This window comes from Priestia sp. 179-F W1.4 NHS, assembly GCF_045369295.1.
Classification (GTDB): Bacteria; Bacillota; Bacilli; order Bacillales; family Bacillaceae_H; genus Priestia; species Priestia zanthoxyli.
The window spans coordinates 1-13,457 of the sequence record NZ_JBIQFF010000018.1 but is presented as its reverse complement, the minus strand read 5'-3'; the positions used below and the strand labels follow the sequence as shown (position 1 = coordinate 13,457).

16 protein-coding genes and 1 pseudogene are annotated in these 13,457 nt (G+C 37.2%); all 17 read left to right on the top strand.

Translation table 11 applies throughout. The features are described from left to right. The coding region (locus ACH0CI_RS26530) for a hypothetical protein (protein WP_406902475.1) at positions 1-689 on the top strand (689 nt) is incomplete at its 5' end. Between the two features lie 39 nt (positions 690-728). Then, on the top strand, positions 729-1,019 hold the full coding sequence (locus tag ACH0CI_RS26525; RefSeq protein ID WP_097813629.1) for a DUF5592 family protein: 291 nt from the start codon (positions 729-731) through the stop codon (positions 1,017-1,019). A gap of 13 nt (positions 1,020-1,032) precedes the next feature. Beyond that, positions 1,033-1,746, top strand: a complete 714-nt coding sequence (locus tag ACH0CI_RS26520; protein WP_172738221.1) for a hypothetical protein — start codon at positions 1,033-1,035, stop codon at positions 1,744-1,746. Between the two features lie 18 nt (positions 1,747-1,764). After that, positions 1,765-2,115, top strand: a complete 351-nt coding sequence (locus ACH0CI_RS26515) for a hypothetical protein (RefSeq protein WP_406902474.1) — start codon at positions 1,765-1,767, stop codon at positions 2,113-2,115. 47 nt (positions 2,116-2,162) lie between these two features. After that, entirely contained in the window at positions 2,163-4,097 is a 1,935-nt protein-coding gene (locus ACH0CI_RS26510; RefSeq protein WP_406867009.1) for a VirB4 family type IV secretion system protein, read from the top strand. A 3-nt stretch (positions 4,098-4,100) separates the two neighbouring features. Continuing rightward, the gene (locus tag ACH0CI_RS26505) at positions 4,101-5,213 is read left to right on the top strand and encodes a bifunctional lytic transglycosylase/C40 family peptidase (RefSeq protein WP_406902473.1); all 1,113 of its coding nucleotides are present in this window, start codon (positions 4,101-4,103) and stop codon (positions 5,211-5,213) included. 14 nt (positions 5,214-5,227) lie between these two features. Then, positions 5,228-5,809, top strand: a complete 582-nt coding sequence (locus ACH0CI_RS26500) for a MerR family transcriptional regulator (RefSeq protein ID WP_406902472.1) — start codon at positions 5,228-5,230, stop codon at positions 5,807-5,809. A gap of 10 nt (positions 5,810-5,819) precedes the next feature. After that, positions 5,820-6,707, top strand: a complete 888-nt coding sequence (locus tag ACH0CI_RS26495; RefSeq protein WP_406902471.1) for a hypothetical protein — start codon at positions 5,820-5,822, stop codon at positions 6,705-6,707. A gap of 259 nt (positions 6,708-6,966) precedes the next feature. Next, the gene (locus ACH0CI_RS26490) at positions 6,967-7,224 is read left to right on the top strand and encodes a hypothetical protein (protein WP_075422497.1); all 258 of its coding nucleotides are present in this window, start codon (positions 6,967-6,969) and stop codon (positions 7,222-7,224) included. Further along, positions 7,224-7,574, top strand: coding sequence for a hypothetical protein (locus ACH0CI_RS26485; protein WP_406902470.1), 351 nt, complete (start codon positions 7,224-7,226; stop codon positions 7,572-7,574). Before ACH0CI_RS26490 ends, ACH0CI_RS26485 begins: the two co-directional genes overlap by 1 nt. Then, positions 7,571-8,770, top strand: a complete 1,200-nt coding sequence (gene mobP2, locus ACH0CI_RS26480; RefSeq protein ID WP_406902469.1) for a MobP2 family relaxase — start codon at positions 7,571-7,573, stop codon at positions 8,768-8,770. Before ACH0CI_RS26485 ends, mobP2 begins: the two co-directional genes overlap by 4 nt. Beyond that, positions 8,770-9,207, top strand: coding sequence for a hypothetical protein (locus ACH0CI_RS26475; RefSeq protein ID WP_406902468.1), 438 nt, complete (start codon positions 8,770-8,772; stop codon positions 9,205-9,207). Before mobP2 ends, ACH0CI_RS26475 begins: the two co-directional genes overlap by 1 nt. A gap of 47 nt (positions 9,208-9,254) precedes the next feature. Beyond that, entirely contained in the window at positions 9,255-9,530 is a 276-nt protein-coding gene (locus ACH0CI_RS26470) for a hypothetical protein (protein ID WP_406902467.1), read from the top strand. Further along, positions 9,523-10,524, top strand: a pseudogene (locus ACH0CI_RS26465) (ArdC-like ssDNA-binding domain-containing protein); the annotation flags it as partial. The gene ACH0CI_RS26470 and the pseudogene ACH0CI_RS26465, both read left to right, overlap by 8 nt. 410 nt (positions 10,525-10,934) lie before the next feature. Then, positions 10,935-11,864, top strand: a complete 930-nt coding sequence (locus ACH0CI_RS26460) for a guided entry of tail-anchored proteins factor 1 (protein ID WP_406902466.1) — start codon at positions 10,935-10,937, stop codon at positions 11,862-11,864. 76 nt (positions 11,865-11,940) lie between these two features. Beyond that, on the top strand, positions 11,941-12,930 hold the full coding sequence (locus ACH0CI_RS26455) for a toprim domain-containing protein (protein WP_406902465.1): 990 nt from the start codon (positions 11,941-11,943) through the stop codon (positions 12,928-12,930). Next, positions 12,923-13,457 (top strand): restriction endonuclease (locus ACH0CI_RS26450; protein ID WP_406902464.1); only part of this gene is annotated, 535 nt, incomplete at its 3' end. The genes ACH0CI_RS26455 and ACH0CI_RS26450, both read left to right, overlap by 8 nt.

Genomic DNA, 13,457 nt, shown 5'->3' with positions numbered 1-13,457 from the left:
GAAGTATAAGTACACCTGTTCATGAAGAAATTCAAACTTCCGTTTACGGTGGAAGTACAAGCGAAGGCGGATCTTCTGTAGGAAGTATAAGTACACCTGTTCATGAAGAAATTCAAACTTCCGTTTACGGTGGAAGTACAAGCGAAGGCGGATCTTCTATAGGAAGTATGAGTACACCTGTTCATGAGGAAATCCAAACTTCCGGTTACGGCGGAAGTACAAGCGAAGGCGGATCTTCTATAAGAAGTATGAGTACACCTGTTCATGAGGAAATCCAAACTTCCGGTTACGGCGGAAGTACAAACGAAGGTGGATCTTCTGTAGAAAACGTAAGCTATCCTACACCAACAAGAGAACCTTCTGTCTCTATGCCGACAGGGATGGATCAAGCACAAGCACAAGTGGCAGCTACACAGGAACCTCGCCAAGGAAAACAACAGATTGAAAAAGACACAGTTCCTACTTCAACAGACGATATTCCAATGCCAGAACAGAACCGGATAGAAACACGTAATATTGCACAAGTGGTAAAAGATAACTTTAAGGGAGGGGTAGGAAAGGTAAAAGAACGTATTGATAATTCGCAAACAATCCATAAAACAAAACGTTCTTATCAAATTGGACGAAATACAGGACGAGATTTACGAAACCTTGGATCAAAGAAACGAAATAAACCAGAAGAGAAGTAACAGGCGTTACTTCTCTTTTTTATGGGAAGGAGAAGAGTCATGGCAAACTATAACATTCCGAAAGAAATCTCGACGGAATTAAAGATTAATAAATCACTTTATCTCTTCGATTTGTTGTTCATTATTGGCTTACTTATGGTCACGATGATGTTACGTTTTTTTATTCATCCTACACTTCAAATTCCCTTTTATATCTTCATGGGCATATTTGGGCTATTGATGATCGTTAGACCAAGTACGAACCCTAAAAAACGGATGTATGAGGCGTTATTGCTTACATTGGTACGAAAGAAGAGCACGTATTGTGCGATAGATCGGGATCAAGAATAAAGGAGGGTAATAGATGGCATTATTTGATGAAAGAATCCTAGAAAAAGAGAAACCTATTTTAAAAGAAAAAAAGACAAGTAACTCCCTTCTCTTTGATGAAAAGGAACTGGATAAACAGATCACTCGTACAAAGAAAAAGAATCCTTTTTCTTTGTTACAACCTTCAAAGGCTGAAAAGGAAAAAAAGAAAGAGAAATTACCGGAGGTGAAAAAAAGTGTGGCTGATATTATTCCCATTATCGATCAAACAGATAGTGGATTATTTCAGCTAAAAGATGAGGGAGGCTTTTTTGGAATCTGGCAGCTTCAGAGTACAGATATCAATGCCATGCATGACCAAGAGGCAGGACGCAATATTTATACACTGGCTAAAACATACCAGGGCGATAAAGATCCTTTTAAAATCATCTCATTAAACTTGCCCGTTTCAACCCAAAAGCAACAACAGTATCTTGAAAAGAAGATTCGAGAGGCCAACAATGCGTTATCACTTCGATTCTTACGAAAAAAGTTAAAAGAGCTTCAATATTTAGAATGGGGGCGAACCAATCGAGAATACTTTCTTTTCCTATATGGACCGACTGAACTCGCTGTCAAAGAGCGAAAAGACCAATTTATGCGAGATATTCAACTGGCTATCCCTCTGTTACCTGTTTCGGATGAAAAACAAATTAACCTTCTTTACAAACTCTACAATCAAAACGCCAAGCTTGGTAATAAACAATAAGAAAGGGTGAAATAAAAGGTGATCAAATACGCCATCCGGCTTCAAAAAAATAAGCGTGACGCTGTTTTGATTTTTCATGCAGCGCCCGATTCAGAGGGACATTTTCAGTGGTATATTACGGAACATAAAAATGTAGTAGGTCAACCAATTGAAGACGAACTGTACGAAAGTTACATCATAAATACTCAACGAATAAAAGAAGAAGGGTATGAAGGGCTGTATCTATATTGTAAATTCACCTATCTAGAAGCCAATAAAGAAAATACAACAGAATATATAAAATTATCTTCTGATATTAACAAAATCATAGAGTCCGGTACAGTTTTTGACGAAATCTCAACGTTTGATGAAAACGGTCAAATAACCTAAGTTTTATAAAAAGTTTAATTTGAAAAAGAAGAGAGGATGAAAAATAGATGATGCCTTTACCTTTCCGTAAAAAAGAGAAAACACCTCAAGAGATTAAGCAGAAAAAAGGATACAATCCTCATTTTGTGGCACAGATTCAACCACAAGGGGGCGTGAGCTTTAAAGAAAACCTCGTTCGAAACGGAGATGGATATTCGACTTGTATTCATATTTATGAGTATCCAACGAACGTGAATGATTTTTGGTTGGAACCAATCATGAACATGCCAAATGCCATTACAACCCTAGATGTAGTAAGCGATGAGCGAAAACAAGTCGTAGAAGCGATCAATAAAAATATGTCGGAACAAAATGCACGGCATGTGAATGCCAAAGAAAACATTGATCGTATGGATGCCCAAGAACAGTATTTAGATATGAAAGAGTTATATCGTCAAGTCACAAATGGAGAAGTGATCAAACGAATACACCTTCGCATTTATATTGCAGAAAAAACGATTCCTGACTTAGAAAAGCGATTAAAAGAAGTCATTCATCATCTTGAAACGCATAACTTCAGAGGATCCATTTTCCTAAATGAACAAGAGTATGAGTGGGAATCATTAGTGACGCATTTTGACATACAAAAGAAATATCCCAATAAGCGAAAAGGAAAGGAAATCCCCGCATTAGCACTAGCCGGAGGGTTTCCTTTTCATTTTACTCACTTAGATGATCCATACGGCACGTATCAAGGAACAACTCGTACAGGTGGCAGCGTCATCTTTGATTTGTTTCATAAAGACCAACAACGAAAAAGTTATAATGCGGTGTTGATGGGCTTAATGGGCGCAGGTAAATCAACCTTTTTAAAGAAAGTCACCACAGATAATGCCATTAAAGGCTATAAGATTCGAGGGTTCGATATTGTAGGAGAGTTTGAAAGTCTCGTCAGAGAATTAGGAGGAAAACAGATTGCGCTAGATGGATCAGAAGGGCAAATTAATCCCTTACAGGTATTTAAAACACATGAACATGAGCTTAATAGCTTTACACAGCATCTATCTAAATTAACTGTTTTCTATCGCTTTATCGCACCAGAAGCAAAAGATGATGAATTAAAAGAGTATGAAAAGCTACTTCGTAAACTCTATATCCAAAAACAGTTATGGAACGATGAAAAGGGCGCAATTAATTACATCACAGGACTTTCACCGGAAGCTTACCCAACCTTTAGTGAGTTTCTACAGCTTATTCGAAAAGAGTTATATGCAGATGAGAAAACAAGAGAGCATTATCCGAATCTAGGAGAGTATCGAAAACGTAGACTTGAACTAATCGAGCTTAATATTGAAAACTTGGTTGAAACATACGCTCATTTATTTGATGGCATTTCAACCATTGAAGATTTTAACGACGAACAAGTTGTATTCTTCTCGATCCGTCATTTATCAAAATTAAAAGATGAAATTGCACAGGCACAGCTTTTCAACGTCATGAGTTTATTATGGGATGGTATGCTGCAGAATGGCGAACCTCAACTAGATGCCTATACAGAAGGGACGTTAGCCTTTGAAGATGCCATTCGTTACTTAATCGTGATCGACGAGGCCCATCACATAGTGAACACGAAAAAGGGCAATGAACATGCCTTAGATTTCCTCACAGAGTTTAGTCGAGAAGCACGGAAATACTTTGCAGGTTTGATCTATGCAAGCCATTTAATTAGTGACTTTGTGCCAGATGGTTCCGAACAAACAGCGATTGAAAAAATTAAAAAGCTCTTTGATTTAACACAATATAAATTCATCATGCAGCAAGATGATAATAACTTAGATACCATTCAACGAGTGTTTAAAACAGGGATTACCGATAGTGAATTGGCTGAGATCCCGAAGCTGCCAATTGGGGATGTGCTCCTTTGTATTAAGTCGGTTAAAAACATTCTCTTTCATATTGAAATCGATGAGGAAGAGAAAGTGCTGTATGGTGGGGGTGCATAAGCCTTGCATATTGTTTTACAGCTCATTCCAAAAAAATATTTGATTGGAGGCACGTTGATCCTGTTAGGATTATCGGGCCTCTTAGTTATGAGTACGATTGTAGCCATTACAGGTGAATTTGAAAAAGATAGTCAACAAAGTGACGTAACAGAGATTGAGGGAGGAGGCATTGGTGTAGGAACGGCTAATGTGTCACCAGAGGTGATGAAGTATCAACCGTTACTTGAAAAATATACGCAAAAACATGGGTTAGATGCCTCGTATGTGCCAATTATGATGGCATTGATGATGCAAGAAAGTGGAGGAAGAGGAAACGATCCGATGCAAAGCAGTGAGTCGTTTTGTGGATCAGTTGGATGTATTTCTAGCCCTGAATTATCGGTCGATAAAGGAGTTTTACATTTTAAAAGTGTACTAGAAAAGGCTCATTATGATTTGAAACTCTGCCTTCAGTCCTACAATTTTGGCGGTGGATTTATCAATTACGTCATGAAAAATGGAGGTAAATATACACCAGAGTTAGCAATCTCTTTTTCACAATTGCAATATCAAAAGGTAAAACATACCGGAAATTATCACTGTGTACGTCCTGAAATGGTGCCTTATTCCGCCTGTTATGGCGACGCCTTGTACGTTAACGCGGTTTTAAAGTATTACACAGGAACAATCACAGCTGATGGAAAACCGGCTGCTCCTGCGAATGGAGGAAGTGGTGGTAAATCGGGTGTGAAAGTGATTGATGCAGGCAAAACGTTGATTGGTAAAACACGCTATGTATTTGGTGGCGGACGCTCTCAATCTGATATTAATGCAGGACGTTTTGATTGTTCAAGTTTCGTCAGATGGGCATTCGAACAGGTAGGAATGAATGTCGGTCCAATGTCAGGCGTAACAACCGATACACTCAAAACGCAGGGGCAAGCAATCAATCCAAAAGACATGAAGCCCGGGGATGTAGTGTTTTTTGATACCTATAAAATAGACGGACACGTTGGGATATACGTCGGCAATAATCAGTTTTTAGGCTGCCAAGGGAAAACAGGTGTAGCCATCGCAAGTATGGCAAAAGGAACCTATTTTGGTGAACGATTCAATGGAAGAGTAAAACGATTTTAAAAGGAGAAAAGGCGATGAAAAATAAAGCAGCACTACTATTTGGAGCGCTTGCCATTGTGGTGGTAGGCGTAACCATTTTCAACATTTACCTGAATCACAATATCTCCAACACAACAGCTTCGAAACAAATTCAAGTCACAAATGAGAGCTTACAAGAAGAAAATAAAGAGTTAAAAAAACAACTACGTGAAGTTCGCCCTTCTGCCCAAGAACAACAAAAACGAGATTACTTGAATACGGTTAATCAATTCATCGATGTGTCTTATCATCGTGAAAAAGATGGATTTGAGGATCGTAAAAAGACTGCAAAATCCATCATGGACAAAGAGCTTTATGAACAATTTTACCCTTCTGAAAAGTTCGTATATGGAGATAGTTACACTTCGATTCCAAACGATGTACAGCTTTATGTACAACAATATGATGGAGGGCAAGAAGAGGTTGAAGTCATTGCAGAATTTACGAATCATCTTGTCATAAAAGATGAGAATGTCGACGATCAAACGCATGACATTATTAAAGTTTCTCTACGAAAAGAAGAGAATAAATGGGTGGTTTATAGTATTGAAGAATTGAAAACAGAAATCATGAAATGAGGTGGAGCAGATGGCATTTAAGAAGCAATTTGAAGATTATCGATTTAATTTAAATCGCAATCGGTCATGGAAGTATACAGCCATGTTGATCTTTTTCTTTATCGGTTTTTTATCCTTACTGACATCAAAATTCTATTTAAAAACAGAAGATCCTTTGTATCATACCAAAACCTATGAGGCAGTTTCTTCTAACATAACAGGAACCGTAACCATTGAGAATCGTGTGTATCATCCGGCTAATGGCTCACTGGATATGGTCATCAAAATGGATCAAACAGATGAAGAAGAAGTAAGCTTTGTGGCACAAGAAAAAGCGAATCCAAACATCAAATTACCTGTTCAGTTATTGTATGAAGATGATGGCTATTATGTGGTAAGAATCAGCGATCTATCTCCAAATTGGGAAGCACTTGCCTTTGATCTCTATCAAGAAAATGAAGAAAAAGAAACAGTAAACGTAGATGATGTAACGAGTGATTCAGAAACAGATTCAACAGAGGAAATAGATGCTCATGCGTTAATTACAACGCTCTATTCTGACCAACGAAAAACGAAAAGTGAAGAAGGAAAAGGAACAAAAACCAAACAAGAATATGCGCTTTTAGTTAATGAGTTAGAAAAAGATTTTGTCAAAAAGAAAATGAAAAACTATGAAAAAGCAATCACAGTAGAAGCTAAACACAAACGTCAAACGCAACAAGAAATGAACGAGTTACAACGTGATATGAAGTACCAAGTACAGGAGGAAAAAGCCGATACGGAATCAAAAATTGCGATGAAAAAGGATGCCATTCAGTCGAGTGATGAAAGCATTCAGCTCTATGAAGATGAACAAAAAAATTTACAAGAAAAGCTTCAAAAATTGAATGAAAAGCAACAAGATTTAGCCATGAAGTGAAAAAACACATGTCAACAGTAGGTCAACATGTGTTTTTTTGAGGTTCACAGTAGGTTCACATCATTGATTTTTCATGTTCACAGTAGGTTCACATGGATGAGTTTAGGTCAACAGCAGGTTCACACTTTAGAGGTTTTCGTGATATCACGGTTTTGCTAGGCTCTGCCTAGCCTATCACCCCGTGTGATAGCAAAAACCCCTTATGCTCTTCTCTCTTTTATAGTGGGAAACCACAATTTACAGGAAAGGAACGAATGTTATGGATATGCTTTTACGAGATATTGATCCAACTGCTGTAAAAAAAATAGATGAAATCGCAAAAGAAAAAAAGATTTCACGGCAAGAATTTTTAAAAGGTCAGATTGAAACACTGGCTGTTTTTCAAGAACAAAAAGATCGTGAAGCTGAACTAGAAAACATCATCTATCAAAATATAAAGATGATGGAAAAGTGTGCAATTGCAATTGAAACAGTTAATGGATTCATTCAAGAAATGATGGGAGAGGATGAAGAATGATGAAGCAAAGACGTAAAATTTCATTTGATACTGAAACAGATCAGTATATTCAAAGTTACATGGAAGAAAATCACTTGCGCTTTCCGGCTGATGCCATCTCTCAAATATGTAAAGAGCATAAAGAGGCTCAGAAACGTGGTGATGATTCAATACAAAGAATGGTGAAGTCTGTTACTCAAAATATAGATAGTCTTTTGGAAAGAGAACGTCGTCATATTATAAATGCATTGTGTTGTACAGAAAAAAGTATCCAAAGGTCAACCATGAAAAATTTTAAAGAAGTTGAGGATTATAGAATCGCAAAAAATGGTAAGTTGATGGCTGCCATTGTAGAGGGATACAAAAAATGAAGCCGTCCTCTGTTATACCAGGAGTCGTGCTCAAGACAAAATTTATCACGTCTGATAAGAAAGCTTTTCAAAATTATGTAGATTATGTAGATCGTGAGGAAGCAAAAAAAGAACAGGGAGCAAATGAAAAACTGTTTACCCTTTATCAAGATTATATGGATAACCCTGATAAGACATCTTCTTTATTTACTCAACAATCCAATCGATTGAATAAAGAAGAAAAAAAACAATTAAAAAAATTGTTTGAAACAGCACAAAAAAATAACAGTATCATGTGGCAAGATGTCATCACATTTCATAATCCGTGGCTCCAAGAAAATGGTTTATATAATGCTGATACTCATACAGTGGATGAGAAAAAGTTAATGGACATTACCCGTCAGTCCATGAAGGAAATGCTTAAAAGGGAAAGGCTAAATGAGTCGGCTGTTTGGTCAGCTGCCATTCACTACAACACTGAGAACATTCATATTCATATTGCAACAGTAGAACCACAACCTACTCGTGAACGAGGAAAAAGGAAACCCAAAACATTGGATGCAATGAAATCAACAGTCGTGAATCAAATTTTAAATCGAGGTGAGCAGCACCAGAAAATAAATGAGTTAATTCGAAAGGATATGGTTGGCAAAAAGAAACAGGATTCTTCGTTAAGGTGGAAGAATCGTGATATTCAACCACTGTTTCTCCAAATTTATAATCATCTTCCAGAAGATAAAAGGCAGTGGCAATATAGCTATCGAACATTAAAGCCAATGAAGCCATTTATTGATGTGCTGAGTCACAAATACATTGAAAAGTATCATAACCATGAGTATCAACAATTACTTGGAAAATTAGATAAAGAAGTAGAGGAATTAAAGAAAGCGTATGGAGAAGGAAAGGTTGATGAGAAACGATACAAGGACTATAAGCAAACAAAAATAGATGATCTCTATAAGCGAATGGGGAATGCTTTTTTAAAAGAAATGAAGGATTATGATAAGCAGCAGCAACAGATTAAAAGAATGATAGAAAGTCGAAAACAATCCAAACGTCCTGCGAATTTTAATCGAAATGTCTCCATGCATTTTGCATTAAAAAAGATGGAACGAGCGTTTAAATCAGAATATGACAGTTGGAAGAACCAAAAACATTATGAGCAATTGCAAAAAGATATTGAACATAATCGAGACGCTGAAAGGGGTTATGAATGATGGAGAAACATCGACGTACCATTTCATTAGATACGAAAACAGATGAATATATTAAAGCTTATATGGAAGAACATCATTTTCGTTTTCCTGGGGAAGCCATTATGGATATTTGCCAAAAGTATCAAGAAACCACGGAAAAGGAATGGTCATTACAATATATTTCGGAAGTGGTTAGTAACAACTTACATCAGGTTTTAAAAGATGAGTTAACGAAAATTCGTCTTGGGGCAAACAGTGCCGATAAAAACTCCCAAATTTTAATTGAATATATGAACGGTCTTTTCTTTCATCATGGTTTTGATGGATTAATGACAACCGATTTACAAGAGTTAGATAGCACAAAAGTTGCGAAAGAAGCTGTTGAGAAGCGTATTGCTCATCAACGTCAAAAGAAGGTTGATGCAGAAGAATCAAGAGGGAAACAACCATCTCATTGATGGATTTATATAAAGATAGATTTAAAAATGTAGAGGAGGAATAGAATATGCTTTTTAACAAAGATTTAGTGTTAGCTTCGATTAAAGCCGTAGGAGAGGATCATGCCATTGTACAGTATCAAGACAAAGAAGTAGAGGTGAATTTAAGTCCAGAAGAAGCGAAGGAGTTTCATCAATATGTGGTGCATCAAGAGAATATGTTGGTGCCCATGAATATTAAAACACAGAAGCTTTTTGTGGATTTAGAAGAACCTTGGTATGAACAAGAATTAGAAGAGCTTAAGGGGATCTCCTATCAAGAAGAGGAGGATAACAATGAGTAAAACGTATGCGAAAAAATCCGTTGAAGATAAGCGTAAAGAGGTTGAAGAGCTAACGAATGGGATGCAGAAAAAGGTCGAGCAGCACTTTCATTCTACCGAAGAATTAAAAGACTATTTATCTTTTATGGGAAAGTTTTATCAATACTCCATGTCGAACACAGCTCTTATTCAAGAACAGTTCTTTGGTGCTCAAGCTGTTGGCTCATTTAAGTTTTGGAAGGATAAAGGGTTCTCAGTCAATAAAGGTGAAAAGGGTATTAAAATTCTAGTTCCAAATAAAACGGTTCCTAAATTTAAAGATGAAAATGGGAAGTTAAAGTCTATTAATAAAGCTACTCCTCAAGAAAAAAAGCTCATTCAAGAGGGGAAAAAAGAAGTTACTCAAGGCCGACTGTACTTTTCAGTCGGCCATGTTTTTGAGATTTCACAAACAAATGCAAAAGCAAGCGATTTACCTAAGATCTTTCCGAATCGTTGGTTAGAAGGCAACGTGGAGGACTACAAGGCACTTTATAAAGGAATGGAAGCCATTGCCGAAAAGAATGGTATTTCTATTATTCAACCAAAAGAGGAGCTTGGCGCTGCAAAGGGGATCAGTTACACCTTAACGAAAGAAGTTGCGTTAAATCCCCGTAACTCTGAACGTCAAAATGTAAAAACGTTAATACACGAATTGGCTCATGCGAAACTTCACACCAAAGACACTCATCTAAACTATACGGCTGCGGAAAAAGAGTTTCAGGCAGAAATGACAGCTTATACGGTTTCCTCTTATTTTGGAATCGACACCAGTTCTTACTCGTTGGATTACCTGTCGCACTGGACGAAAGGAAAGAGCTTTGAAGATAAAACAAAGCTTTTAAAAGAGGTACATGAAACGTCCGTTGGCTTTATTGAAACAATCGAAGATACCTTAGTGAAAGAACGAGAAAAAAATCAGTCACCAGAAAAAAACGATGAAAAACAGCAGCAAGCAGATACTCTTTCTTCTGAAAATGTACAAGAGAAAATGAAAGAAGGGTATGAAGATTATAAGCAAAAACAGCAACAGGAATCGGCACAAAATGTAGATAGCATATTAGATCGTGTCACGGCTGAAGAAAAGTATTATTCAACCAAAACAAAAGCGATTAAAAATGGATGGATGACAAAGGAAGAAGTCGTGAAACTTGAGCATCAGATTGATTCAACTATGACTAAAAACGAGAAAGGGATCATCAATGGTCAAGTTCAAGAACAATCTCTTACTTTTCAAGAGCGTGTTGAAGTGGGTAATCACATGCAATTCCAAAAACGTACAGGCACCGTCAAAAAGAAAAAAGACGAACAGGAACTCGAAAGGTAAGGGAGCGTAAATAGCTCTCTTTTTTATTGCTCAAATACTATCTAAATGGAGGAAGAATGATGAAAAGTTGGACAAATATCAGTGGTGAACAGCTGCAAGAGATTCCTTCTGATGCTGTTTACTTAACACAATCAGCTATAGGGGAAGAAAAGCCGCAGGTTTTGTTAGTTTCCACCGATGAAAGAGGACAAAAACAAGCCTATGAAAGTGAAGCAACACTTGATTTTTTAAAGAGTCATGATGTGAATCCTGTTTTAGAGAAAGATCGAGAGACACAGCTCAAAACAAGCTACATTACGTTTTTACAGGCTCATGACAAAGAGAAACCTCAAGATATTGATAGCATGTTAGCCCGTGTGAATGCAGAAAACGATTATGTCATGTTGAAATCAAGTGCCTTAAAGGAAAAGCAGTTCACCCCTGACCAATTGAAAGGAATGGAAAATGAGCTTTCTCATCAGTTTCAAGCACGTAAACAGGCACAAGAGAAGGACCGATATCAAGAAGATTACAAACAAGAAGTACTAGAAGTGATGCAGCAGCCTAGTGACGAAGCACAGTATAAGCAGCTGTTTAAACAAAGTTTGTTATCCCAATTAGGCATATCAGATGAAAAAGATTCTTCTAAAGAAGCGAAAAAGGAAGCTGAAGCAGAAAAAGCTCCTGTCGAAAAACAGCTTAAGCAAGAAACACCTCAAGAGAAAGAACAGCGTTTGGCCAAAATGAAGGAGTTTGAACAAAAGCATTCTTTTGATAAGGTGTACAAATTAAAAAAAGAAGTGCTGCAGGAATTAAAAGAGCTCAATTTGACTGATTCTCAACGTGAGAAATTAACCAAGCTTGAAAAGGCTTTAGACACGGAGAAAAAAGATCATGACAAGCAGAAAAAAGAAGAGAAATCACAGAATGGATTTACGAAGTTTTTTGCACGGAGTAATGGAGCAAATTCTTCAAAAAAACGGAAAGAAACGCAAGAAATAGAACGCTAAAAATGGCAAAAGTTTGGAAAAGTGAGGGGGCTGAAAAGCTCTCTTTTTTCATAGGGTGAAGTGAGGGAGGGGTTAGATGGGAGAACGAAAACATGTCAAGGAGGAGGAGGTTATGAAAGCGCGAGATGTTGATTTGTTGTCGTATCTGGAAGCCAAAGGCGAAACCTTTGTAAAAGAAGGAAAATACTATCGTCATACGGAACATGATAGCTTACTCATTAAAGGAAATATGTACGCTTGGAACAGTCGGAATGAAACAGGGTATGGAGCAATCAGTTTCGCTCGCATGTATTATGGAATGTCATTTCCACAAGCCGTATTAGATATCAACAAAGGCAATTATAAAGAGCTTTCTCAGTCGCATGAGCAACCGTCGGTTTCACCATCAAAAGAGCCTTTTCGCTATCCAAAAGAGTTAGAAGTAAAGGATCAAAGCAAAGTAAAAGATTATCTCATAAAAGAACGTAAAATAGATCCTCGATTAGTTGACTGGCTCCTTCAAAAGGATTTGATCGCCCAGGACAAACGAAACAATGTCGTGTTTAAATGGCGTGAACAGGGAGGTAAAGGAAAAGTGATTGGGGCAGATCGTCAAGGCACAACTTCTATAAAGAATAAGCGTGGTTCCTTTAAACAAGTCTTACCGAACGATAACCCACATACAGGCTTTTCAGTTGATGTTGGTCGCCCAAATAAAATTCATTTTTTTGAAAGTCCAATTGATTTGCTTTCTTATTGGAGTATTCAGGAGAATAGCCTACAAAATACACGACTCATTAGTATGAATGGCTTAAAGCCTAAAACCGTTGCTCAGTCTTATATTGAAGCTCGAAAAGAAGGCTTAAGTATTAAAGAAATGGTGTTAGCTGTCGATAATGACCAAGGAGGAAAAGAATTTATTGACAAAATGCACCAAATCGTTAATGCTGATTTAATAAGAGTAGATATTCCAAAGGGAGCGAAAGATTGGAACGAAGAGTTAAAGAAGAATGGAAAAAGCATTCAACCTGTGGCATCACGTCTCCGGAATAAACAAACAGAACAGGAGCTTTCAATGAATGGATAAAGTGTTTCAAAGTGTATTTTATCTTTTTCTTGTCATCATTTTATTTAAGCTTTCTCAATTTGCTTACCGTGTCTTTCGTGAACGGAAGTATATGAAAGAGCTAGCCCAATCAGGCATGCCCTATATTGATAAAATGGATGGTTATCAGTTCGAAATCTATCTGAAAGCACTTTTTCAGCAATTAGGTTATAAACCTCAAGTCACGCAAAAGTCTGGTGATTTTGGAGCTGACTTGGTGATGAAAGGCAAAGATAAGATTGTCATTCAAGCCAAAAGGTATGGAGTTAAAAATCGGGTGAGTCTTTCGGCTGTACAAGAAGTTTATGGGGCAAAAGCGTATTATAAAGCGAATCAAGCGTGGGTTGTGACCAATAGTTATTTTACGAAACAAGCAAAAGAGCTTGCAGCTGCATGTGATGTCACCTTAGTAGATCGTGCAGATCTTCAAAAGTTTATTAATGAGGTAAATCCAGTTTTTAAGGCACGAGAAATCTTTGAAAACATTACACCCGAACCTCGTAAATGTC

Bases quoted from the DNA above. Each gene is read 5' to 3' on its own strand.
- ACH0CI_RS26470 (WP_406902467.1), top strand. From the start codon at position 9,255: ATGCTTTTTAACAAAGATTTAGTGTTAGCTTCGATTAAAGCCGTAGGA.
- ACH0CI_RS26520 (WP_172738221.1), top strand. From the start codon at position 1,033: ATGGCATTATTTGATGAAAGAATCCTAGAAAAAGAGAAACCTATTTTA.
- ACH0CI_RS26475 (WP_406902468.1), top strand. From the start codon at position 8,770: ATGGAGAAACATCGACGTACCATTTCATTAGATACGAAAACAGATGAA.
- ACH0CI_RS26455 (WP_406902465.1), top strand. From the start codon at position 11,941: ATGGGAGAACGAAAACATGTCAAGGAGGAGGAGGTTATGAAAGCGCGA.
- ACH0CI_RS26460 (WP_406902466.1), top strand. From the start codon at position 10,935: ATGAAAAGTTGGACAAATATCAGTGGTGAACAGCTGCAAGAGATTCCT.
- mobP2 (WP_406902469.1), top strand. From the start codon at position 7,571: ATGAAGCCGTCCTCTGTTATACCAGGAGTCGTGCTCAAGACAAAATTT.
- ACH0CI_RS26490 (WP_075422497.1), top strand. From the start codon at position 6,967: ATGGATATGCTTTTACGAGATATTGATCCAACTGCTGTAAAAAAAATA.
- ACH0CI_RS26485 (WP_406902470.1), top strand. From the start codon at position 7,224: ATGAAGCAAAGACGTAAAATTTCATTTGATACTGAAACAGATCAGTAT.
- ACH0CI_RS26495 (WP_406902471.1), top strand. From the start codon at position 5,820: ATGGCATTTAAGAAGCAATTTGAAGATTATCGATTTAATTTAAATCGC.
- ACH0CI_RS26500 (WP_406902472.1), top strand. From the start codon at position 5,228: ATGAAAAATAAAGCAGCACTACTATTTGGAGCGCTTGCCATTGTGGTG.
- ACH0CI_RS26510 (WP_406867009.1), top strand. From the start codon at position 2,163: ATGATGCCTTTACCTTTCCGTAAAAAAGAGAAAACACCTCAAGAGATT.
- ACH0CI_RS26525 (WP_097813629.1), top strand. From the start codon at position 729: ATGGCAAACTATAACATTCCGAAAGAAATCTCGACGGAATTAAAGATT.